This window comes from Streptomyces sp. NPDC037301 (assembly GCF_055602785.1).
This window is the reverse complement of record NZ_JBVJWD010000001.1, coordinates 118635-139403: the sequence shown is the minus strand read 5'-3', so window position 1 is coordinate 139403 and position 20769 is coordinate 118635. Positions and strand designations below refer to the sequence as shown.

General features: G+C 69.9%; 22 protein-coding genes, 1 other RNA gene and 2 pseudogenes. 12 read left to right on the top strand and 13 right to left on the bottom strand.

What is annotated here, in order from left to right; genetic code table 11:
• Window positions 1-109: 109 nt before the first annotated feature.
• Window positions 110-283, bottom strand: a complete 174-nt coding sequence (locus ACZ7IB_RS00645) for a hypothetical protein (RefSeq protein ID WP_470908005.1) — start codon at window positions 281-283, stop codon at window positions 110-112.
• Between the two features lie 283 nt (window positions 284-566).
• Complete coding sequence (locus tag ACZ7IB_RS00640; protein WP_470908003.1) at window positions 567-1904, bottom strand: hypothetical protein; 1338 nt, start codon at window positions 1902-1904, stop codon at window positions 567-569.
• Between the two features lie 197 nt (window positions 1905-2101).
• On the opposite strand from ACZ7IB_RS00640, the gene ACZ7IB_RS00635 reads away from it, so the two are divergent.
• The 4 genes from ACZ7IB_RS00635 (at window position 2102) to ACZ7IB_RS00620 (ending at window position 6171) form a co-directional block, all read left to right on the top strand.
• Window positions 2102-3145, top strand: coding sequence for an ABC transporter substrate-binding protein (locus tag ACZ7IB_RS00635; RefSeq protein WP_470908002.1), 1044 nt, complete (start codon window positions 2102-2104; stop codon window positions 3143-3145).
• A gap of 154 nt (window positions 3146-3299) precedes the next feature.
• Window positions 3300-4142 carry a Nif3-like dinuclear metal center hexameric protein gene (locus tag ACZ7IB_RS00630; protein WP_470908000.1) on the top strand — a complete coding sequence of 281 codons (843 nt, stop codon included), beginning with the start codon at window positions 3300-3302 and terminating at the stop codon, window positions 4140-4142.
• Window positions 4139-4882 carry a zinc ribbon domain-containing protein gene (locus ACZ7IB_RS00625; RefSeq protein WP_404113591.1) on the top strand — a complete coding sequence of 248 codons (744 nt, stop codon included), beginning with the start codon at window positions 4139-4141 and terminating at the stop codon, window positions 4880-4882. Before ACZ7IB_RS00630 ends, ACZ7IB_RS00625 begins: the two co-directional genes overlap by 4 nt.
• The gene (locus tag ACZ7IB_RS00620) at window positions 4882-6171 is read left to right on the top strand and encodes a bifunctional RNase H/acid phosphatase (protein WP_470907999.1); all 1290 of its coding nucleotides are present in this window, start codon (window positions 4882-4884) and stop codon (window positions 6169-6171) included. The genes ACZ7IB_RS00625 and ACZ7IB_RS00620 overlap by 1 nt, the downstream gene beginning before the upstream one ends.
• A 173-nt stretch (window positions 6172-6344) precedes the next feature.
• Here ACZ7IB_RS00620 and eda read toward each other — a convergent pair whose 3' ends face one another.
• Window positions 6345-6965, bottom strand: a complete 621-nt coding sequence (eda, locus tag ACZ7IB_RS00615; protein ID WP_470907998.1) for a bifunctional 4-hydroxy-2-oxoglutarate aldolase/2-dehydro-3-deoxy-phosphogluconate aldolase — start codon at window positions 6963-6965, stop codon at window positions 6345-6347.
• A 75-nt stretch (window positions 6966-7040) separates the two neighbouring features.
• Window positions 7041-7841, bottom strand: coding sequence for a peroxide stress protein YaaA (gene yaaA / locus ACZ7IB_RS00610; protein WP_470907997.1), 801 nt, complete (start codon window positions 7839-7841; stop codon window positions 7041-7043).
• A 171-nt stretch (window positions 7842-8012) separates the two neighbouring features.
• Here yaaA and ACZ7IB_RS00605 point away from each other — a divergent pair, with 171 nt between their 5' ends.
• On the top strand, window positions 8013-9455 hold the full coding sequence (locus ACZ7IB_RS00605; RefSeq protein ID WP_470907996.1) for an RNB domain-containing ribonuclease: 1443 nt from the start codon (window positions 8013-8015) through the stop codon (window positions 9453-9455).
• Between the two features lie 196 nt (window positions 9456-9651).
• Here ACZ7IB_RS00605 and ACZ7IB_RS00600 read toward each other — a convergent pair.
• A pseudogene (locus ACZ7IB_RS00600) lies at window positions 9652-9852 on the bottom strand (MerR family transcriptional regulator); the annotation flags it as partial.
• A 179-nt stretch (window positions 9853-10031) separates the two neighbouring features.
• Between ACZ7IB_RS00600 and ACZ7IB_RS00595 the strand changes: the two are divergent.
• Both ACZ7IB_RS00595 and rnpB read left to right on the top strand, forming a co-directional pair.
• A complete protein-coding gene (locus tag ACZ7IB_RS00595) occupies window positions 10032-10601 on the top strand; it encodes a Uma2 family endonuclease (RefSeq protein ID WP_470908732.1) in 570 nt (189 codons plus the stop codon).
• A gap of 52 nt (window positions 10602-10653) precedes the next feature.
• An RNA gene (gene rnpB, locus ACZ7IB_RS00590) (RNase P RNA component class A) lies at window positions 10654-11055 on the top strand.
• A gap of 99 nt (window positions 11056-11154) precedes the next feature.
• On the opposite strand, the gene ACZ7IB_RS00585 is transcribed toward rnpB, so the two are convergent.
• Complete coding sequence (locus ACZ7IB_RS00585) at window positions 11155-11886, bottom strand: hypothetical protein (protein WP_470907995.1); 732 nt, start codon at window positions 11884-11886, stop codon at window positions 11155-11157.
• Window positions 11887-12057: 171 nt separating this feature from the next.
• Entirely contained in the window at window positions 12058-13371 is a 1314-nt protein-coding gene (locus ACZ7IB_RS00580) for a nucleotide sugar dehydrogenase (RefSeq protein ID WP_470907994.1), read from the bottom strand.
• A 67-nt stretch (window positions 13372-13438) separates the two neighbouring features.
• Here ACZ7IB_RS00580 and ACZ7IB_RS00575 point away from each other — a divergent pair, with 67 nt between their 5' ends.
• On the top strand, window positions 13439-14212 hold the full coding sequence (locus ACZ7IB_RS00575; protein ID WP_406015095.1) for a glycosyltransferase family 2 protein: 774 nt from the start codon (window positions 13439-13441) through the stop codon (window positions 14210-14212).
• Between the two features lie 41 nt (window positions 14213-14253).
• Here the strand turns inward: ACZ7IB_RS00575 and ACZ7IB_RS00570 are convergent, their stop codons facing one another.
• From ACZ7IB_RS00570 to ACZ7IB_RS00560, 3 genes are all read right to left on the bottom strand, one after another.
• Window positions 14254-15192, bottom strand: coding sequence for a TauD/TfdA family dioxygenase (locus ACZ7IB_RS00570; RefSeq protein ID WP_470907992.1), 939 nt, complete (start codon window positions 15190-15192; stop codon window positions 14254-14256).
• Window positions 15193-15542: 350 nt separating this feature from the next.
• Window positions 15543-15749: a hypothetical protein gene (locus ACZ7IB_RS00565; RefSeq protein WP_470907990.1), complete on the bottom strand. Its 207-nt coding sequence runs from the start codon at window positions 15747-15749 to the stop codon at window positions 15543-15545.
• The gene (locus ACZ7IB_RS00560; RefSeq protein ID WP_470907988.1) at window positions 15746-15913 is read right to left on the bottom strand and encodes a hypothetical protein; all 168 of its coding nucleotides are present in this window, start codon (window positions 15911-15913) and stop codon (window positions 15746-15748) included. Before ACZ7IB_RS00560 ends, ACZ7IB_RS00565 begins: the two co-directional genes overlap by 4 nt.
• Window positions 15914-16090: 177 nt before the next feature.
• On the opposite strand from ACZ7IB_RS00560, the pseudogene ACZ7IB_RS00555 reads away from it, so the two are divergent.
• From ACZ7IB_RS00555 to ACZ7IB_RS00545, 3 genes and pseudogenes are all read left to right on the top strand, one after another.
• Window positions 16091-16219 (top strand): annotated as a pseudogene (locus ACZ7IB_RS00555) (helix-turn-helix domain-containing protein); the annotation flags it as partial.
• Between the two features lie 141 nt (window positions 16220-16360).
• Window positions 16361-17344, top strand: coding sequence for a transcriptional regulator (locus ACZ7IB_RS00550; protein WP_470908731.1), 984 nt, complete (start codon window positions 16361-16363; stop codon window positions 17342-17344).
• Between the two features lie 16 nt (window positions 17345-17360).
• Complete coding sequence (locus tag ACZ7IB_RS00545) at window positions 17361-17714, top strand: hypothetical protein (RefSeq protein ID WP_470907987.1); 354 nt, start codon at window positions 17361-17363, stop codon at window positions 17712-17714.
• A 104-nt stretch (window positions 17715-17818) separates the two neighbouring features.
• On the opposite strand, the gene ACZ7IB_RS00540 is transcribed toward ACZ7IB_RS00545, so the two are convergent.
• Window positions 17819-18241, bottom strand: coding sequence for a tyrosine-type recombinase/integrase (locus tag ACZ7IB_RS00540; protein WP_470907985.1), 423 nt, complete (start codon window positions 18239-18241; stop codon window positions 17819-17821).
• On the opposite strand from ACZ7IB_RS00540, the gene ACZ7IB_RS00535 reads away from it, so the two are divergent.
• The gene (locus ACZ7IB_RS00535; RefSeq protein ID WP_470907983.1) at window positions 18198-18626 is read left to right on the top strand and encodes a hypothetical protein; all 429 of its coding nucleotides are present in this window, start codon (window positions 18198-18200) and stop codon (window positions 18624-18626) included. The two genes, ACZ7IB_RS00540 and ACZ7IB_RS00535, sit on opposite strands and share 44 nt — an antisense overlap.
• 335 nt (window positions 18627-18961) lie before the next feature.
• On the opposite strand, the gene ACZ7IB_RS00530 is transcribed toward ACZ7IB_RS00535, so the two are convergent.
• Window positions 18962-19864 carry a JmjC domain-containing protein gene (locus ACZ7IB_RS00530; RefSeq protein WP_470907981.1) on the bottom strand — a complete coding sequence of 301 codons (903 nt, stop codon included), beginning with the start codon at window positions 19862-19864 and terminating at the stop codon, window positions 18962-18964.
• 34 nt (window positions 19865-19898) lie between these two features.
• Complete coding sequence (locus ACZ7IB_RS00525) at window positions 19899-20768, bottom strand: JmjC domain-containing protein (protein WP_470907980.1); 870 nt, start codon at window positions 20766-20768, stop codon at window positions 19899-19901.
• Between the last annotated feature and the right edge of the window lies 1 nt (window position 20769).

The window sequence follows — 20769 nt, the reverse complement described above, 5'->3', positions numbered from 1 at the left end:
GGGGGGGTGCTTCCCGCAAAAAGGGGTAAGGGGAAAAAGGGCGCCCCCCCCCCCCCCCCCCCCCCCCCCCCCCCTGCCCCCACCCGTCCCTCGTTGATGTTCCGCGCGGTCAGGCCGCCCTGCTGTCCACCTCGGAGGGGCGGCGGTGGCGGCCGTGCGGCTGTGCTGACGCGTCGTTCATCGACACACCCCCTCGGTGCTTTCCGGAGCCGCCGGCTTCGGCCCGTTCCGCGTCCGCCCCCGGCGGACGCGTCTGGGTCGTGTCGGTTCGGGCTTCAGACATGTGGGAAGTCACCCCGTTGTGATCGCTTACGTGTGTGTCACCAGGGCCGATCACGCCACCGCAACACGGCACGGTCGCCATCGGCGACCGTCGCACACGGCTGCGTAGCCCAGGCCCAGGATTCTAGAGCGTCCGGTAATTGGGGGGCGGCGTCGCGGGGCTGGGTACGCGCATCTGCGGCGTTGTCGTCGGTCGATATGGCTCCGCCATGCCTCCCTCCTCCGCCTTGCAGCTGCACGCACCCAGCCCCGCTCCTTCTCCCACCCCCCAATTACCGGACGCTCTAACCAGGCACCATGCGCCCCATGAGAGGCGCCTGCCCCAGTGGAATCGGCTTGCACATCGGAAGAGGCGCAGCGGCAGCGGACGGTTGCATACCGCTTTCCGCGCCCGCCTTTGCCGCCGGTCCCGTGCAGCGTTCCCCATCCACCGGTGCCTCCAGCAGTGCCACCCCGCACGCCACGTTCTCGTTGGCGTACGGAAGTCTGAGCACGCCGTCCCGGGTCCACACCCCGCGACCGGCCTGCCACCCCTCGGGGGCGGCGAGTTGATGCAGCCGGCGCCCCGCCGGGCGCCACACCCCGAGCCAGCTGCCTGCCGCCCCGTCGATCCGCAGGGCCACCGCGCAGCTCTCCGGCATCAGAGTCTGCCCCGGCTGTACGGCGAACGGCGTCACCGCCACATCCGCCGGGCGCAGGCACTCCGGGAAACGCACCGGCAGACAGCTGCCCAGCACCCCCCACCCGAGCCGGTCGTGCCCCGGCGCGTCCGAGCGGATCAGCAGCAGCCCGCTGTCCGCGTCGGCGAGCAGCAGCCGGTCGTTGCTCTCCGGTGCGATCTGCAGCAGCGGTGTCACCTCGCCGCCCCGCTCCAGGTTCACGGCAACCGCCTTGACCGGCCCGCCGCCCGGCATCTCCCGGTCCAGGGCCAGCATCCGCCCCGCCCGGTCCAGCCAGACCCCACCGGAGCAGCGCCCCGGCAGCTCCGCGACCAGCTCGGGCCCGAAGGCGCCGCCCGCCACCAGCCAGACGGCGGTGGAGTACGCATTGACCGACAGGGCGTACGCGCTCGCACCGTCCGGTGACGGCGGCAGCAGGGCCAGATCCGCGCATCCGACGGCGCCGAGCGGCAGTTCACCGGTGCCGGGGCCGGTCGGATAGAGCAGCGAGAACGCATGCCGGCCCGCGACCCGTCGCCGGATCAGCACCCGTCCGTCGGTCAGCGGCAGCACCTGGGAGTCCGGCTCCTCCGGCTGATCGAGGGGGAGCGGCACGGCGTACGGCTCGTGCCCGTCGAGCGTCCAGCGCTCCACGAACCACGCCTGCGCGGCCTCGTCGGAGGCCTCCGCGGCGACGTTGCGGAGGGCGAGCCGGGCCGCGTACGAACCGTCCGCGGCGATCGTGAGCGTGGGCGGGGCGAGGGCTGCCCCGGCGGGCACGCCCGACTCACCCGGCGCACCGGCCTGCTCGGGCACGCCGTCCCCGCCGTCCGCTCCGTCCTCGCCGGGCATGCCGAACCCGGCCGGCTCCCCGGGTGCGTCCGGCTCGTCGTCCTCCAGGGCCGCATCCCCGGCGGCCTCGGCCGCCCCCGCGGTCTCGTTCTCGATGGCACAGGCAGTCATGGACTGGTCACCTCCGGCAACCGAAGCTAGTTTTCGCACTTCCTGCCGAACAACACGAGACCCGCCACTTCACACATAAGGGTGGTGCTGCCCGGATTTGCCTGAGGGTGAGGGGGGACCTGTGCTCGGCGCGAGACGGATGAGTAAGGTAAGGCAGCCCTAAGCGATATCTGTGTGACCTTGAACTGGAGCAAGTGATGTCCCTTCGTCGCCGCGGTACTGCCGCATTCGGCCTGGCAGTGGCCGCCGCCCTTTCCCTCTCGGCCTGCGGGAGCGACGACGGAGGCTCGGGCGGCTCGGCCGAGTCCGAGGGCGGCGGTGACAAGAAGGCGGCCGTCGCGACGGGCGGCAAGGACTTCGCCGACGCCGCGAAGAAGACGGCGGAGTACGGCACCGACGCCAAGGCCGGCCAGTTCCCCCGGACCCTCACCCACGCCATGGGCAAGACGGAGATCGAGTCCGCCCCCAAGCGCGTCGTCGTGCTGGACGTCGGCGAGTTCGACAATGTCGTCTCGCTGGGGGTGAAGCCGGTCGGCTACGCCCCCTCCGAGGGCGACGCGGCCATCCCCTCGTACCTGAAGAAGGAAGCGGGAAGCCCGAAGAACGTAGGCACGATCAACAACCTCAACCTTGAGGCGATCGCCGGCCTGAAGCCCGACCTGATCCTCGGCAGCCAGCTGCGCGCCGCCGACAAGTACGACGCGCTCTCCAAGATCGCGCCGACCGTGTTCTCCATCCGCCCGGGCTTCACCTGGAAGGAGAACTACCTCCTCAACGCCGCGGCACTGGACAAGACGGCCAAGGCCGAGAGCGAACTCGGTGCCTACGAGGCGAAGGCGAAGAAGCTCGGCGAGGACATCGGCCCGGACAAGCCGACCATCTCCATGGTCCGCTACCTGCCGGACCGGATCCGCCTCTACGCCAAGGCGTCCTTCATCGGCACCATCCTCGACGACGCCGGGCTGCCGCGGCCCAAGAACCAGCAGATCAACGACCTCGCCGCGGAGATCAGCCCGGAGAAGATCGACGAGGCCGACGCCGACTGGATCTTCACCGGCGTCTACGGCGACGTGAAGGCCACCAAGCGCGACACCGCCCAGTCCAACCCGCTGTGGAAGAACCTCAAGGCGGTCAAGGACGGCCAGGCCAAGGACGTCTCCGACGAGACCTGGTACCTCGGCCTCGGTGTCACGGCCGCGAACCTGGTCCTCGACGACCTCCGCGCCGACCTCGTGAAGTAACGATTCCCCGGGTCCTGTCGTCGGACTGCCGCCTGCCGCGCGGCCTCCGGGCGGTGACGGCAGTCCGACGACAGGACCCAGCAGGCTGTGGCCCGTCCGTACAGGTCGCCGAAGCCATGGGTGACGGGGCACGGAGGGCAGGTAGCCTTTCCTTGTGCCCCGTCTGTCTGAAGTCCTCGCCGAGCTCGACGCTCTCTGGCCGCCCGAGCGGGCCGAAGGCTGGGACGCGGTCGGCGTCGTCTGCGGAGACCCCGCATCGCAGGTCGACCGTGTGCTCTTCGCCGTCGACCCCGTCCAGGAGATCGTCGACGAGGCGCTCAGGCTCGGCGCCCAGCTGATCGTCACCCACCATCCGCTCTATCTGCGGGGTACGACGACGGTCGCGGCCGACACCTTCAAGGGCCGGGTCGTGCACACCCTCATCAAGCACGACGTCGCGCTGCACGTCGCCCACACCAACGCCGACACCGCCGACCCGGGCGTCTCCGACGCCCTCGCCGGTGCGCTCGACCTGCGAGTCGAGGGGCCCCTCGTACCGGACCCGGCCGACCCCAAGGGCCGTCGCGGTCTCGGCCGGATCTGTGTGCTCGACCACCCCGAGAGCCTGGCCGACTTCGCCGCCCGCGCCGCGGCCCGACTGCCCGCCACCGCGCAGGGCATCCGGCTCGCGGGCGACCCGGCGGCGACGGTGCGCTCCGTCGCGGTCAGCGGCGGCTCCGGCGACAGCCTCTTCGACGCGGTACGCGCTGCCGGCGTCGACGCCTTCCTCACCGCCGACCTGCGCCACCACCCGGCCTCCGAAGCCATTCAGCACTCCCCGCTCGGCCTGGTCGACGCCGCACACTGGGCCACCGAATGGCCCTGGTGCGAACAGGCCGCAGCGCAGCTCGACGCGATTTCCGACCGCCACGGATGGGACCTGCGGGTCCATGTCTCGAAGCAGGTCACCGACCCCTGGACCACCACCACCCACCACTCTTCTGGAGCCCCCAACTGAACGCCGCGCCCGCCGACCAGATCCGACTCCTCGACGTCCAGGCCCTCGACGTACGCCTGTCGCAGCTTGCGCACCGGCGCAAGTCGCTGCCCGAGCACACCGAGATCGAGTCGCTCACCAGCGACCTCGCGCAACTGCGTGACCTGCTGGTCGCCTCGCAGACCGAGGAGAGCGACACCGCCCGCGAGCAGACCAAGGCGGAGCAGGACGTCGACCAGGTGCGCCAGCGCGCCGCCCGCGACCAGCAGCGCCTCGACTCGGGTGCGGTCACCTCGCCCAAGGACCTGGAGAGCCTCCAGCGTGAGATCACCTCGCTGGCCAAGCGCCAGGGCGACCTGGAGGACGTCGTCCTCGAAGTGATGGAGCGCCGCGAGTCCGCCCAGGAGCGCGTCACCGAGCTGTCCGACCGGGTCTCCGCCGTCCAGGCCAAGGTCGACGACGCGACCGCCCGTCGTGACGCCGCGACCAAGGAGCTCGACGAGGAGACCGCGACCGTCACCAAGGAGCGCGAGCTCGTCGCCGGGTCCGTCCCCGCGGACCTGCTGAAGCTGTACGACAAGCTCCGCGTCCAGCAGGGCGGGGTCGGCGCCGCCCGCCTCTACCAGCGCCGCTGCGAGGGCTGCCGTCTCGAACTGAACATCACCGAGGTCAACGATGTGAAGGCGGCCTCCCCGGACACCGTCCTGCGCTGCGAGAACTGCCGCCGCATCCTGGTCCGTACGGCGGAGTCGGGCCTGTAATGACCCAGCCGCGCCAGTTCGTCGTCGAGGCCGACGGCGGTTCCCGGGGCAATCCCGGGCCCGCCGGTTACGGCGCGGTCGTCATCGACCCGGTGACGGGGGAGACCCTTGCCGAGGCCGCCGAGTACATCGGCGTCGCGACGAACAACGTCGCCGAGTACAAGGGCCTCATCGCGGGTCTGAAGGCGGCGAAGGCGCTGGTGCCGGACGCCTCGGCGGACGGTGTGCTCCAGGTGCGGGTCCGGATGGACTCCAAGCTGGTCGTGGAACAGATGTCGGGCCGTTGGAAGATCAAGCATCCCGACATGAAGCCGCTCGCGGCGGAGGCCGCCAGGATTCTGCCGGCCTCCGCCGTGACGTACGAGTGGATCCCGCGCGAGAAGAACAAGCACGCGGACCGGCTCGCCAACGAGGCGATGGACGCGGGCAAGCGCGGCAAGCAGTGGGAGCCTTCGTCGTCGACGGCCGCACTCGACACCCCCCGGCCCTCGACCACCGCCGGCCTGCCGCCCGTCTCCGGACCGCCCGGTGACGCGGCAGCGGGCGCGGCCAGGGCCCGCGCGGCCCTGTCCTCCCGGCCGGGAGCGGCGACAGGCACGGCAGCCGCCCCCACTACGGCATCCTCCACCGCCCCCCAGGTGGGCTGGGCCGCGGCGCCCGATCTCGGGACGCCCGCCACCTTCGTACTGCTCCGGCACGGCGAGACGGCCCTCACCCCCGAGAAGCGGTTCTCGGGCAGCGGCGGCAGCGATCCCGAACTCTCGGCGACCGGCCGCCACCAGGCCGAACGCATCGCCCAGTCGCTGGCCGCCCGCGGCACGATCGAGGAGATCGTCAGCTCCCCGCTGCGCCGCTGCCGCGAAACAGCGGCCGCGGTGGCGGCCCGGCTCGGCCTGGAGGTCCGGATCGAGGACGGCCTGCGCGAGACGGACTTCGGCGCCTGGGAGGGCCTGACGTTCGCCGAGGTGCGTGAGCGGTACGGCCCCGACCTGGACGCCTGGCTCGCCTCCGCGAAGGCAGCCCCCACCGGGGGCGGCGAGAGCTTCGCCGAGGTCTCCCGTCGCGTCGCGGCCACCCGTGACCGCCTCACCGCCCGCTACGCGGGCCGCACGGTCCTCCTGGTCACCCATGTGACGCCGATCAAGACCCTGGTCAGGCTGGCGCTGGGCGCCCCGCCGGAAGCGATGTTCCGTATGGAACTCTCGGCGGCCTCGGTCTCCGCGGTGGCGTACTACTCGGACGGGAACGTGTCACTCCGGCTGCTGAACGACACATCGCACCTGCGGTAGGGGACGGGGCTCCCGCGTGAGCGTGCGGCGCCCCGGGGAGGGGCAGCGGAGCGACTCCCCGGCGGCGTGAAGCTGCCGCTTCCTCGGGTGGCGGGGGTGGCCCGCACCCCGGTCAGCACCCACCGGGGTCCGGGGCGGAGCCACGGTTCCGGGAAGGGGCGGGCAGGCAGAAATCAGCCGCGCAGCGTCGCCGCCTCGCTCGCCAGCCGCTCCACCCGCGCCCAGTCCTTCGCCGCCACCGCCTCCGCCGGGACCATCCAACTACCGCCCACGCAGCCGACGTTGGGCAGCGCCAGATAGGACGGTGCGGAGGCCGGAGAGATGCCGCCCGTGGGGCAGAAGCGGGCCTGCGGCAGCGGCGAGGAGAGCGCCTTCAGATACGCCGTGCCGCCCGCCGCCTCGGCCGGGAAGAACTTCATCTCGGTGACCCCGCGCTCCAGCAGCGCGACCACCTCGGACGTCGTCGAGACGCCCGGCAGGAACGGCACCCCCGACGCCTTCATCGCGTCCAGCAGCGTGTCCGTCCAGCCGGGACTGACCAGGAACCGGGCCCCCGCGGCGACGGTGTCGGAGACGTTCCGTACGGAGGTCACCGTGCCGGCCCCGACCACCGCGTCCGGCACCTCGGCCGCGATGGCCTTGATCGCATCCAGTGCCGCGGCGGTGCGCAGCGTCACCTCGATGGCCGGGAGCCCGCCCGCGACCAGGGCCCGGGCGAGCGGCGCCGCGTCGTCGGCGTCCTCCAGGACGACAACGGGGACGACGGGAGCAAGGTCCAGCACAGAGGAGGTCATGCGCACATCCTGCCGCGCCCACCGCACGCCGCGCAACGAGCGTTGCATATGCTGCAACGTGACGGGTTTCCCGGTTCAGTGAATCTCGGTCACCACGACATCGAGCGACCACGCCCGACCGGCCCGCGCGGGGGCCTCGGCCTCCACCGCGTATCCGAGCTCCCGCAATGTCTCCACCAGCTCCGCGGGTCCCTTCGGCCGTGCGCCCGCCAGCAGCAGATCGCGGACCATCCGCCCCTTTGTCGCCTTGTTGAAGTGGCTGACCACGGAGCGCTTCTCGATTCCGTTCACCATCTGGGAGTGCAGCACCCGCACGCTCGCCGTCCGCCTGGCCACCTCGCCCTTCGGCCTCCAGGCCGCGGTGTACGCGGAGGACCGCAGGTCCAGGACGAGCCCGTCCCCGGCCGCCTCCGGCATGACCTCCGCCATCGGGTCACGCCAGTACGTCCCGAGCGTGCCCAGCCCCGGCAGCTTCACGCCCATCGAGCAGCGGTACGAAGGAATCCGGTCGCCCATCCGCACGGCGCCCCACAGCCCGGAGAAGACCAGCAACGACTTTCCGGCCCGCCGTTTGGCCGCCGCGTCCAGGGAGGCCAGATCCAGGGCGTCGTACAGCACCCCCGTGTAGATCTCCCCGGCCGGACGCGTCCCCGCCGTCCGCAGCTCGACGTTCTTCGCGATCTCGCCGCGCAGCCCCTCGCTCAGCCCGAGCACCTCGCGGGCCTTCTCCTCGTCCGCCGCACACAGCTCGACCAGCTCGTCGACGACCGCGGCCCGCGCCGCAGCCAGGCCCGGCAGCGACAGCGACTCCGGCTTCAGGGGGGCTCCGCGCCCCGACGCGGCCTTTCCTTCGGAGGGCGGCAACAGCACGAGCACGGCGGTTCTCCTTCGTACGTATGCACAGGTAAACGGGCTCAGAAGGCCCCCTGGCACCAGCGTACGGGGACCCCGGTACCGCACCGAGTGCCTGTCCGGGGGATCAGGGCCGGACAGGCACTCGCCGCCACCCGGGATGCCGCCCGGCCCGCCCCGCCATACGCTCGGTCCATGCCCCGCCGCCATCTCCATATGACCGGGCCGGCCCAGACCCCGCTGAGGGCGGCCCTGTGCAAGCTGCGCACCGAGCTCGAACTGCCCGACAGCTTCCCGCCCGACGTCCTCGCCGAGGCGGCGCAGGCGGCGGGGGCCCCGGCGGTGTCGGCCCACAAGGACGCGACGGACCTGCCGTTCTTCACCATCGACCCGCCCACATCCACCGACCTCGACCAGGCCATGCACCTCGAACGCCGCCGCCACGGCTTCCGCGTGCACTACGCCATCGCCGATGTCGCCGCCTTCGTACGCCCCGGCGGTGCACTCGACACCGAGGCTCACCGCCGGGTGACGACCCTCTACTTCCCCGACGGCAAGGTGCCGCTCCACCCCACCCTGCTCTCCGAGGGCGCCGCCAGTCTCCTCCCCGGACAGACCCGCCCCGCGCTCCTCTGGCAGATCGACCTGGACTCGGAGGGCAGCGCCGTCACCACCTCGGTGCGCCGGGCTCTCGTCCGCAGCCGAGCCAAGCTCGACTACGCGGGCGTCCAGCGGCAGATCGACACCGGCACCGCCGAGGAGCCCCTGGCGCTGCTCCGTGACATCGGACGGCTCCGCGAGGAGCAGGAGGTCGCCCGAGGCGGCATCTCCCTCAACGTGCCCGAGCAGGAGATCGTCGAGCGCGACGGCACCTACGGCCTGGAATACCGTGCCCCGCTGCCCGCCGACGGCTGGAACGCCCAGATCTCCCTCCTGACCGGCATGGCCGCCGCCCACCTCATGGCGGAGACCGGTACCGGCATCCTGCGGACCCTGCCGGCCGCACCCGACGGCGCCGTGGCCCGGCTCCGCCGCTCGGCCGAGGCGCTGCACATCGACTGGCCGCACCATGTCCCGTACGCCCAGGTCGTCCGTTCCCTGGACCCGAGGAAGGCCAACCACGCCGCGTTCCTCCAGGAATGCACCACCCTCTTGCGCGGCGCCGGCTACACCGTCTTCCACCACGGCCAACTCCCCACCCGCGCCGTCCACGCCGCCGTCGCCGACCTCTACACGCACTGCACAGCCCCGCTGCGCCGCCTCGTCGACCGGTACGCGGCCGAGCTGTGCCTCGCCGCCGTCGCGGAACAGGACCCGCCCGAGTGGGTCCTCGCAGTGCTGCCCGGCCTGCCGAAGGAGATGGCGGACGGAACCAGGCGAGCCAACACGGTGGAGCGCGAGTGCGTCGATGTGGTCGAGGCAGCGCTGCTCAAGGACCGGATCGGTGAGGTCTTCGACGCGTACGTGGTCGACGTGAAGGAACAGGAGCCCACCACGGGCACCGTCCACATCGACGACCCGGCAGTCGTCGCCCGGGTCGAGGGCGGTGCGGCGAGGCTCCCGCTGGGGGAGCGGCTGCCGGTCAGGCTCGCCCAGGCGGATCCTGGCTCGGCGAAGGTCCTCTTCGCCCCCGCGTGAGCGCGGCCACGGCGGCACCCGGATCACCGCGTGGAACCGCACCGTCCGCGCCCACCCCGCTTCCAGGGCGGCCGCACGAACGCCACCGGCGAGGCCGGCTGCACGGTCACCGTCGTCTGCCCGCCCACGACGAGGTCGAGCACCCCGTCCGCCCCCGGCCGCACCGGCCCGCCCTCGGGATCGCGCGGTGCCGGACGAGGACGTCCCCTACCTCGTCCAGGCCGAGCCCGAGCTCGGTGAGCCGTCGGATCCGGGCCGGCACCACGGCGTCGCGCACGCTGTGGGCGCGGTAGCCGTCGGCACGGCGCCCGGGCTCGGGAAGCAGTCCGATGCGGTGGCAGTGCCGGATCGCCCGCGAGGTGACCCCGACCAGCGCGGCGATCTCTCCGATGCGCATGAGTCCAGTAGAAGCGTTGACGCAACGGCAGGGTCAAGCGCTCACCGCACCCGTCCGCATCTGCCAACTCCACACCCTCCTGTGCCACGATCGAAGGAAGTACTCCCATCTCACGGACGGCTGATCCACTGATGTCCCCATCTGGAGAGCGACCGAGGAAGGGGCGTGACATGACTGCCATGCCGCACGAACCGCTCACGCAGGCGGACGTCCTGCTGGAGGGCTTCCTGGCGCTGGATACGCCGGAGGGCTTCCGGGCCGAGCTGATCGAGGGGGAGATTGTCGTGACGCCGCCGCCGGACGGGGACCACGAGGACTGCATCAGCCTGATTCTGAAGCAGGTGATCAGGCTCGCCCGGACCGACATGGACTTTTCCGGGAACAAGGGACTGAAGCTGAAGAGCGGCGGACGGTGTCCCAAGAACCACGTCATTCCCGATGGCACCTTCGCCCCCACCGAACTGCGTCTGTACCGGGGAGCGGACCCCTGGATGCCGTGCGAGGGGGTGGCCCTCGTTGTCGAGGTCACCTCGTCCAAGCCCCGGGCCGACCGCACGGACAAGCGTCACTGCTACGCCCGCGGACCCGTCCCCCTCTACCTCCTGGTCGACCGAGAGCAGTCCTCGGTGACGCTGTTCAGCGACCCGGAGGGGGACGACTACCGTCAGCACTGCACGATTCCGTTCGGCAAGCCGCTTACCCTTCCCGCTCCGTTCGCCTTCGACCTGGAGACCGAGGCGTTCATCTGAGCGCCCCGTCCGGCGGCTCCCGCCAGGCGGGTAGCATGGTCGGCACGGCAGACGAGCCGGGCGGACGGCCGCGTGGGGATCCTCGGATCTCCCCGAGGAACGTCCGGGCTCCACAGGGCAGGGTGATGGCTAACGGCCACCCGGGGTGACCCGCGGGACAGTGCCACAGAAAACAGACCGCCGGGGATTTCGGTCCTCGGTAAGGGTGAAACGGTGGTGTAAGAGACCACCAGCGCCTGAGGTGACTCAGGCGGCTAGGTAAACCCCACCCGGAGCAAGGTCAAGAGGGGCCGTCGCAAGACGGCCCTGCGCGAATGTTCGAGGGCTGCCCGCCCGAGTTCGCGGGTAGACCGCACGAGGCCGGCAGCAATGCCGGTCCTAGATGGATGGCCGTCTCCCCGGCCGCCGCGAGGCGACCGGGCGACAGAACCCGGCGTACAGCCCGACTCGTCTGCCGGTAAGCCAAGGAAGGGCCTCAGGTCAGGTGTTTTGCCTGGTCAGGGGGCCCCTTTCGGTTCCAAAGCGCGAGGCGCAGCTTGCTCACTCTTTGTGACTATTCCTCGGTGTCTTCAGGTGCTGTGTGGCGATCCTGTGGCGGCGGATCAGTCGACTTTCGCTCGTCAAGCCATGCCTGGATGCCGCCAGGGTTCTGGGCCGGTGCATCGAAGGGAATGACCGGGATGGGCGCCGATGTGGCCAGGAGCGCCGCCATCTCATGCGGGAGTGCAATCACAGAGGGCTCAAGCTCCCCGATCTTGGCCAGGAGCCGTCGCAGTTCCTTATCCATGAGCCGCAGATCCAGGTGTGCACCATCCACCTGGATTGTGCCGGCCTCCATGTCAACCAGACGCATGGGAGGGGCAGGGAACTCGGGTCTGGTGCCTGCCTGCCACTCCTCGGCAGTTGGGCGAGGCAGGTGGACGATCCACTCGTCGAGCCGCTCGTCGAAGTGCTCGCTTCCGTTTCGGACCTCGCGAGCCTCCAAGGGGGATGAGTCGCTCACCTCAAGGATTTCTCGCAGGAGCGGGCCCCGCTCCTTGCGCCAGATGAGGCCCTCGGGCGTACCTTTTGGCCCCTTCTGCTGAACAGGCCACAGTGTTCTGGAGATCTTCCCAGTGAAGTTGAGGAAGTCTTCGAAGGCCACCCAAGCGGCAGGTGGAACCGGAGCCTGCTGCGAATAGTCCATCAGGGCGTCCAGGGCCGCCAGGGCGTAGCGGGTGTCACGTGCCAGCCACGTCAAGTACACCCGCTGCGCCCACGGATCTTCGGATATGTCGTTGTTCATGGGCGCCATTGTGGGCCCGTGAGCAACCAGGCGGGACGGGATTTCACCCCCGCACGCCTCGGCCGAGGGAGTCGAGAAGCTCTTCGCAGTCGGCCCACGAACGGGCCTGGCTCGCCCCTGTGACCGTTGCCTGGTCCCGTTCTGGCGGGCGGTGGCCTCCAGCGCCGACGCCTATAGGACATCGACGTTCGCGCCGGACAGCCGGTTCCGGCAGTCCAGCACGTACTGGGCGTGCAGCTCCACCGCCCCGTAGTCGAATTCGTCGTGGTCGGTGAGCAGCACCACCGCGTCGGCCGTGGCCAGTTCCTCCGGCGTCGCCTCGACCCGACGGACGGCGGCGAACGGGTCGCCCTGCCGGTCGTGCTCGGCCGCCTGCTGCCCCGGGATGACCGGTTCGGGGACGTGCACCCCGACCACCACGTGCGGGTCGGCGGCCCGGACCTCGGCGCCCATCCGGGCCAGCAGGTCGGCGACCCGCGCGGCAGGCGTCTCCCGCGCGTCGCCAGTGTTCTTCTTGTACGCGAGACCGGGCAGGAGCACCCGGGAGCCCTTCACCGAGCGCTGCCGTTCGTTGAGCGCCTCGCCGAGCCGGCGCACCACATGGTCGGGCATGTGGCTGTTGACGTCGTTGGCCAGCTCCACGAAGCGGAAGGACTGGCCGAGCGCCCGCTCGACCCGCCAGGACAGGTATGAGGGGTCGATCGGCAGGCAGTGCCCGCCGACCCCCGGGCCAGGGGCGAAGCGCAGGAAGCCGAACGGCTTGGTGGAGGCGGCGTCGATCGCCTCCCAGACGTCGATGCCGAGGTCGTGCGCGAACATGGCGAGCTCGTTGACCAGGGCGATGTTCACGTGCCGGAAGGTGTTCTCCAGCAGCTTGGTCAGTTCGGCCTCCTTGCAGGAGGAGACCGGCACCGTGCGCTCGACCAGTTGCCCGTAGAAGCGGTTTACCGCCGCCAGGCCCTCGGTTGTGGTGCCGGAAACCACCTTCGGGGTGTTCTCCAGCCGCCACCGCGGGTTGCCCGGGTCGATTCGCTCGGGGCTGTAGCCGAGGTGGAAGTCCTCGCCCGCCCGCAGGCCAGAGCCCTCTTCCAGTAGCGGGGCGAGCAGTTCCTCGGTGGTGCCCGGATAGGTGGTGGACTCCAGAACCACGGTGGCCCCGGGGCGCAGGTGCTGCGCAAGCAGCCGGGCCGACGACTCGATGCATGAGAGGTCGGGTACCCCGTCCCGGAGCGGGGTGGGCACGGTGATGACTGCGATGTCGAAGCCTGCCACGTCCCTGGGCTCGGCCGAGGGCAGGTATGCCCCGCTGTCCAGGAGCGGCCGCAGCCGCTCGGCGGGAATGTCCTCCACGTACGACTCGCCGACCGCCAGCCGCTTGATCCGGCGATCGTCCACGTCGTAGCCGATGACACGGTGCCCCACCTCTGCGGCGCGCACGGCCAGCGGCAACCCCACGTAGCCCTGACCAGCGACAACAACATGCATGGCAGCTCCCTTTACAATTCCAGTGCTTGAATGGACCGTCGTCTTTGGCCTAGCAAGGAGAAGCGCTGTGCCCCTGGTGTCCGTCGTGATGCCCGTGTACAACTCGGCAGCGACTCTTGGCACAGCGGTTCGGTCGGTGCTCTCGCAGACCCACAGCGACCTGGAGCTGCTGGTCACCGACGACAAGTCTTCCGATGGCTCCATGGACCTGCTCATGGAGTTCGCCCGGCAGGACAAGCGCGTCTTGCCGGAATCGGCACCGGAACAGGGCGGTGCCGGCCGGGCACGCAACCTCGCTATCGAGCGGGCCCGGGGGGATTACGTCGCCTTTCTCGACAGTGACGACATGTGGCTTCCGGAGAAGACTGAGCGGCAAATCGAATTTGCTGCGGCGGGTAGTGCGCCTCTGACGTTCACCTCGTACTTCAAGATGGACGCCGATTACGAGGGCGAGGGCATCGACTTCATCCCGAACGGGCGCGTGGTCCGGGCGCGGGAACACGTGGACTACCGCGCGATGCTGGTCCGGGACCACATCGGCGCTCTGACCGCCATGTACGACCGCACCGTCCTCGGCACGCGGTTGATGCCGGAGATGCGGAAGCGACAGGACTACGCCCTGTGGCTGTCGATCATGCGCGACGGCGCTGACGCCCGGGGTCTGCCCGAGCCGCTTGCGGTGTACAGGTCCCACCAGGCGGGATCGCTGTCCTCCAACAAGTTGTCGCTGGTCCGGTACAACTGGGAGCTGTACCGCGAGCACGAGGAGCTGTCTCTCCCGCAGGCGACGCGGGCGCTGGCCGGCGCTGCGTGGCAGTCGCTGCGTAACTCGCGGATCTAGGACCCTCGGCGAGGCCCGGCCAGACACCCTCCCCGTACGACCTACGAGGCGGCCGGTTCCGCGGTGCCCCTGTCACGCAGGAACAACTGGAGCAGCAGGCGGCGGCGCTCGGGCTCGACGTCGTGCTGGCCGCTGGCGAGCGCCTCGCGGCCGTGAACCCATCGGTGCTGGTTCACGATCAAGAGGTCACCGTGCTGGAGTGTGAAGGCGACCTGACCAGCGACCATCTGGTCCGCAAGCTCCCTGGCGGCGTAGGCGTGTGCCTCATCGAGTCCGGACTCGGTGAGCATCTTGGCCGTGAACCGGACGAACCCGGAGACCTCGGATTCGCCGTCCAGGACGGGGAACGGCTTGTACTCCTCGCCGACGTCAGACAGCTCGAAGAAGCCTCCGTAGCTGTACGCCACGTCGGCCAGGAGGGCGCGACTCGATGGCGTCAGGCGAGATACGGCCTCCCGAGCGTTGGAGAGGATGCTCGCGCCAGCTCCGAGTGGGTCGGGTCGGACGCACAGAAGCGTGGTGTAGTCCGGCGGCTGGGTCGCGTTGACCAAGTCCATGTGGAATGCGTTGTACCCCGTACCGGTGGACAGGCCGGGATTGGCGTTGAGGTTGGTCCCGATCTCCTTCCACAGCGGCCACCGCTGGAACGGCTGGAAGGGGATTGCCACTTCGGCGAGAATCGCCGTTGCCAAGCGGAGGAACTGGTCCCGGACGCCCAGCGCCTGAGCGATGTTCCGCAGACGCATCACGGCGTATCCGCCGGCCGCCCCCTTCAGCTGGGAGAGAAGGCGACCCCTGATTTCACCGAACAGCGAAGCTGAGTCCAGTTTGGCCCGGTACCGCTCGATCATGGAGTCCGCCAGGAAGGGCCCCTCCACACTCCAAGCAGGGAGCGTGCTTCCGATCTCGATCAGATCTTCTTCCAGCTTTCTGGGCAGGTTGATGGAGCCGTCCCGGTCAGCACTCGGGATCTCGGGCATTGTGCTGTTCCTTTCTGCGGATTCACTTCGCCCGGCTGGGCGAAGTGATGCTCGGCCCGCTGGCCGAAGGCTCTTACGCCGGTCGGCGGCCGGGTGGGAGTCTGTGTCAGGCCGAGGTCGACAAGGTCGCCTTGTCGGACGCGTCGTCCATCAGCTTGTTGAACCGCTCGTCGTGCCTGTCACGGACCGTCTTGTGCGGTCCGGCGCTTGATGGCCCACCCCCGACGTGACGTCTGGCATGGGATCGGAAGTCACACCGGAGGCGGGCGTCCGCCCTCGGCAGGCTGGGCCGGATGGCCGCCTGCGGGGGGGCGGAGTCTGGGTGCGCACGGCGATCTGCGGGCAGCGGCTCAGAGGCGAGCGGCCTGGATGTTGTCGGCGGCGGTCGTCCACTCGACTCCGGACACGGGCCGGATGTGCGCGACCCGGATCGTGCCGTGGCTGTGGAGCTCGTGCGTGACGGCGACGAGCACACCCTCCCCGCGTGAGGCGATGTCGCGGACGTTCGTGTTGAGGAGCGGGTGCTGCTCGTAGCCGTCGGGGCCGACCGGGTTCACGTCTCCGTCTCCTGCCGGGTCTCGACGCGGCGCATGAACCTCTCCCAGCCGCCAGCCGCCCGTACCCGCAGAGCCCGGCTCGGCGCACCCGGCCGGGGCTCCGGCGGCGTGTACGTACGGCCGCTGGCGCCAGGGTTTCTGCGGGGCAGTTCGGAGGTCGTCACGCGGTCACTCCTCTCGTATGGGGAGCCGTCCGGGAGGTCCTTTGACCTCCGAGCGGCATGTGACCAGTGAACGACGATCCGTTACCGTCTCCCAGAGCGGACCCCGGGCACCTCCCAGGCGTTTTCCGGGCATTGGGTGGTGCAAGCGGGGAAGGTGCTCTTCGTGAGGGGAGACCAATGGCATTAAGACGTAGGCGTTTTGCCGACCGGCGAGCGTCGCAGGGTTACTCTCAGGAGGAATTCGCCGAAGCGCTCGCAGTGGCCGTGTCCACCGTGATCCGCTGGGAGGGTGGCCGTGCCACACCACAGCCGCACCAACGGCCCAAGATCGCCAGCCTGTTGGGAGTCACCCTCTCCGAGCTGGAAGGGCTTCTCGTCGAAGAACAGCCGGCCGAAACGGCCGTGCTCCCTGACACTCCAACCCTTCTCCACGGTGAAGATGACGATATGAAGCGCCGCGATGTCCTGGGTCTGCTCGCTGTCACAAGCGCGCTGGTCGCCCTTCCCGATTCAGGCGAGGTTCCTCAGGGGCATACGGCGGCGGCGCTCCTGGAGTCAGGGGAGGAGCTGCATCGCAGCCTGTGGCAGGTCTTCACCCTCTCGGACTCCAAGCAGGCCGTCTTCCCAGCGGTCCGCAGGCAACTCGACGTCCTGACGAAGGGCCTGGCCGAGGCGCGCACCGCAGCGGACCGGGCCCGGCTGTGCACCATGGCGGCCGACCTCTACCAGCTCGCCGGTGAACTCTTCTTCGACGCCAACCGGTACACCGACGCCGCCCAGTGCTACACACTGGCCGCCAACGCCGCCCATGCCGGTGGTGACCACGACCTCTGGGCCTGCGCCATGACCCGCCACGCCTACGTCGAGCTGTACGCCCGCCGCGCGCCTGCTGCCCAGCCCCTGCTGGCAGTGGCCTCCCGGATCGCCCGGCGGGGCGACAGCGCCCTGTCCACCCGACACTGGGTCTCCGCCGTCCAGGCCCAGGTGCACGCGGCCATGGGCGACATCGACGGCTGCGCCCGGGCTCTCGACAAAGCTGAGAAAGTGCACTCCCTCGACGGCCACTCCCACAATGATGGCTGGCTCCGCTTCGACGGTTCCCGCCTCCCCGAGGAACGAGGGGCCTGCTACCTCCAGCTCGGCCGCCCCGACCTCGCGGAGGACGCTCTCACCGCAGCCCTTGCCCAACCCCTCTCTCTGCGCCGTCGTGCCGCAGTCCTGAGTGACCTTGCCGTCCTAGGGGCCCACCGGGGCGACGTCGATCAGGTCGTGCAGTACGCGGAGGCAGTGCTCGGCCTGGCCGACCGGTCGAACTCGGGATTCATCGGCAAGAAGCTGGACGGACTTCGAGGGCGTCTTGCCCCGCTCATGGCCGATGGCCGAGTCTCGGACCTGGATCATCGAATCGCGGCGCTTCCGCGTACCGCATGACGAGAGGGACACGCGCATGAGTGACGGTCGGATCTTCCGCGAGGCGTGGATCGCCGGGGTGACCAGGCACTACCCCGGTGAACCGAAACCCGGCTACGTCACGCCGTGGGGCGAGACGCCCGAGTGGGAGCGCGAAGCTGCCGCCGCCGTGTACGGACAGGTCCGCGACTTCATCAGGATCAGCGAAGGGCACGCCGCACGGCTCACCCGCGAGCAGAAGGGCCGCTTCGTCGCCATCTGTTGGACCGCCCAGATGTTCAAGCACTTCGAGGACCCGAAGCCCGGATACGTCGCAGACTGGGCCGACCTGCCGGCCTGGCAGCAAGAGACGGACGCCGACATCTTCGAGCGCGTCGAGCAGACCTTCTGACCTCCGGAACGACGACGCCCCGTCCGGGCTGACCTGGACGGGGCGTCTCCTTACGTAGCCATGAAGGTAGCCACGGAAGTGTCCTTCCCTCATGTTCGTGCAGGTCATAGCGTTGCGGTGACTGTTCCCGGCGTACAGCCCGACTCGTCTGCCGCTACCCTTCCGGCCCAGGTCAGAGGGGTGTTCCGCTCTGACGTGCACCGCCCCGGTCGAATCGAGGTGGATTGCGCAAGCGGCGTTGCTGTGCCAGCGTGCCCGAACACGGCGCCGAACGCCTTCACCTTGACGCCTTCCACCGCAAGCGGCGGATGGGCATAGGTGTCCCACGTCTCGGAGAATTCGGCATGCCGGGAAAGTGCCTGCACCGTCTTCGGGTCGTGGTGACCGGACGAACCGAGCCGCGACGTATAGAAGTGCTTGAGGTCGTGATACCGCGTGCCAGCAGGCAGGCCGGCCAGTTCCACCGCGCGGCGCCATTGATCGTTGAACGCACCCCGCTGCAGTGGCCGACCGAACCTGGTCGTCACGAGCAGGCCCTCGTCCTGCGGCGGCACCCCCCGACAGTCCGGCGCCGGAGTTCGCACGGTCAAACGCTACGCTCGCGCGCCCGAGCCCGACCGGCTGCGTCGCCCGCCCCAGTACCGGACCTGCCTGGTCGACCCCCACCGCGAGCACCTGCGCCGACGCCGTACCGAGGAGTCCGGGGTCCCGGTCAAGCACCCCTTCGAGGAGATCCGTGCTCTCGGCTGCACCGGCAGCCTCAACCTCCTGCACGAGTACCTCAACCAGGGCCGCCACGAGAGCGACCGGATCACGCCCTCCCCGCGCCGCCTCACCTCCTGGATCACGACCCGGCCCGGGAACCTGTCCGACAAACGGCGGGAGCATCTGGGTCAACTCATCGCGGACTGACCGGAGATGACCGCCCTGGCTCGACTCGTGCACGACTTCGCCCAGCTCATGGGCGAGCGCCGCGGAGGCGACCTCACCAACTTCCTGCGCTTCTTCCTCTTCGGCCAGGGCGAGGTCGACCCGTCACCCGCGAGGTCCTCCGCGAGGCCGAACCCGACCGGGCCCGCCGACCCCGTGTCCACGGCGGATGAGCCGGGCGAGCACTGCGCGACGAGGCGGGCCGGGCCTTCGACCGGACTGGAACCACCACCCTGCGCGACATCAGCTACCGGCATGAGGCCGGCGGGTGAGCGGGCCTGCGGCCGGATGCGCCGGATGCCGCTTGTACTGCCAGATCAGCCCAGCAGTGCGCTCAAAGAACCGTCGGTGGTGTGCTGTTCCCGGCGCATCGTGCCCCGGGCCAGGTGTACCAGCTCTTCTGGCGTGAGGTCGGTGAGCGTGCGATGGAAGTGTGCGATGAGGTCGCTCGCGGCCCCGGACAGTGCCGCGTCGTCGTTGGGGCGGGCGGGCAGTCCGTCGCCGTCCAGCAGGAGTGCCTGGAGAACTGCGTACAGATGGGCGGAACCGGCCTCGCGGACCGTGAGCGAGAGGTGCGCCGAGGCGCTGCCCCCCGTGGTTTCGGCCCTATGCGCGAACCCGCGCGGTACGTAGAGGACTTCACCCTGCCGCAGAACCACGTCCAGCAACGGCTCGCCCGGGTCGCCGTCCACGCGCTCGGGCTGCCAGTTCCCGTCGGACGGTCCCGGATACACACGCCACCGCTTCGAGCCATGCATCTGCACGGCCAGCACGTCGGTGTCGTCGCGGTGCACAGGACGGCCCTGCGTTCCCGGCGGGGTGAGGAAGAAGAACGCCTCCACCTGGCGTTGAAGGCACTCCGCGAGCCCGTCGGCCAGTTCCCGTACACCTGCGTGCCACTGGTCGACGTACCGCAGAAGGAGTGTCGCTCCCTCCTCGGCGATCAGTCGGCGTACCGCCCCGGCATCCACGTAGCGGTCGTCGATCCTGCCCAGGACGACGCGGGGGGAACAGTAACGCTCTTCCGGTACAGGGCCGTCCTCGTGCACGAGCGTCGCATAGGGGATGGTGAGGAGCCCCGCATCCAGGATCCTGTCCAGCTCGGCGACCGTCAGCACCTCCATCGGGGGCGTACGGGGGTGCAGTACGGCGGGTGTACGGCACCACAGGATGTGGTGAAATGCCTGCTCGTCGTCCACATATCGTTCAAGCCAGTCCATCGTTGCCTCTCCACGCTCCATGCCGTCGGCCCGATCAGACGGTCTGACGGTTGCTGTACGCACGTGGCCGTGCCTGGCCGATGACATCCTCCGGGGTGACTGCATCGAGCTGCGCGCGCAGATGGTCCAGGAGATCGGCGGCGGTGTGCAGCAGGGCGTCATCGTCCAGTGGACGGCCCGGCAGGGCCAGGCCGTCGACGACCCGCGCCAGCAGAGCGGTGCGCAGATGTTCCGCACCGGCTTCCCTCACGACCACCGTCAGATGGGCCGACGAGGAGTCGCCCACGGCCATGGCGGTGTGCGCGAAGCCTCTCGGTACGTACAGCACTTCACCGGGCTCAAGGACCGTGTCCAGCAGTGGCGCTCCCGGATTCTCCTCGCGGACCGGCGCCCAGTCGCCGTCGGCCGGCCCCGCGTACACCTGCCAGTGCTTGGCGCCGCTGAGCTGAATGGCCAGCAGGTCCCCGTCGTCCCGGTGCACCGGACCTCGGCGGCCGGGAAGGCTCAGGAAGAAGAACGCCTCGACGAGTCGGCCGAGCCGCTCGGCGACGCTCCTTGTGAGCTCACGCACCGGGGGATGCCATTGGTCGATGTAACGGAACTGCAGGGTCGCCCGTTCCTCATCGATCAGTCGTCGGACCGCCGCTGCGTCAACGTACCCCTGGGCAGGGCTCCCGGTGATGACGCGCGTCGGACAGAAACGCTCGTCGGCGATGCTCCCCTGAGCGGTGTACAGGCCGACATACGGAACGCGCAGCAGCCCCGCGTCGAGGAGCGCGTCCACGTCCGAGAGTGTCAGCACCTCCAACGGCGGGTCCTGCGGCCGCAGAAGCACCGGTTCCTTCCGCCAATACGTACCCAGGAGCTGCTCCACGTTCGGTACGCACCGTTCCAGCCAGTCCATT

Bases quoted from the DNA above. Each gene is read 5' to 3' on its own strand.
- ACZ7IB_RS00645 (WP_470908005.1), bottom strand. From the start codon at position 283: ATGTCTGAAGCCCGAACCGACACGACCCAGACGCGTCCGCCGGGGGCG.
- ACZ7IB_RS00580 (WP_470907994.1), bottom strand. From the start codon at position 13,371: ATGCATGTTGTTGTCGCTGGTCAGGGCTACGTGGGGTTGCCGCTGGCC.
- ACZ7IB_RS00525 (WP_470907980.1), bottom strand. From the start codon at position 20,768: ATGGACTGGCTGGAACGGTGCGTACCGAACGTGGAGCAGCTCCTGGGT.
- ACZ7IB_RS00605 (WP_470907996.1), top strand. From the start codon at position 8,013: ATGCCCCGCCGCCATCTCCATATGACCGGGCCGGCCCAGACCCCGCTG.
- ACZ7IB_RS00585 (WP_470907995.1), bottom strand. From the start codon at position 11,886: ATGAACAACGACATATCCGAAGATCCGTGGGCGCAGCGGGTGTACTTG.
- ACZ7IB_RS00635 (WP_470908002.1), top strand. From the start codon at position 2,102: ATGTCCCTTCGTCGCCGCGGTACTGCCGCATTCGGCCTGGCAGTGGCC.
- eda (WP_470907998.1), bottom strand. From the start codon at position 6,965: ATGACCTCCTCTGTGCTGGACCTTGCTCCCGTCGTCCCCGTTGTCGTC.
- ACZ7IB_RS00620 (WP_470907999.1), top strand. From the start codon at position 4,882: ATGACCCAGCCGCGCCAGTTCGTCGTCGAGGCCGACGGCGGTTCCCGG.
- ACZ7IB_RS00550 (WP_470908731.1), top strand. From the start codon at position 16,361: ATGAAGCGCCGCGATGTCCTGGGTCTGCTCGCTGTCACAAGCGCGCTG.
- ACZ7IB_RS00640 (WP_470908003.1), bottom strand. From the start codon at position 1,904: ATGACTGCCTGTGCCATCGAGAACGAGACCGCGGGGGCGGCCGAGGCC.
- ACZ7IB_RS00545 (WP_470907987.1), top strand. From the start codon at position 17,361: ATGAGTGACGGTCGGATCTTCCGCGAGGCGTGGATCGCCGGGGTGACC.
- ACZ7IB_RS00570 (WP_470907992.1), bottom strand. From the start codon at position 15,192: ATGCCCGAGATCCCGAGTGCTGACCGGGACGGCTCCATCAACCTGCCC.
- ACZ7IB_RS00530 (WP_470907981.1), bottom strand. From the start codon at position 19,864: ATGGACTGGCTTGAACGATATGTGGACGACGAGCAGGCATTTCACCAC.
- ACZ7IB_RS00595 (WP_470908732.1), top strand. From the start codon at position 10,032: ATGCCGCACGAACCGCTCACGCAGGCGGACGTCCTGCTGGAGGGCTTC.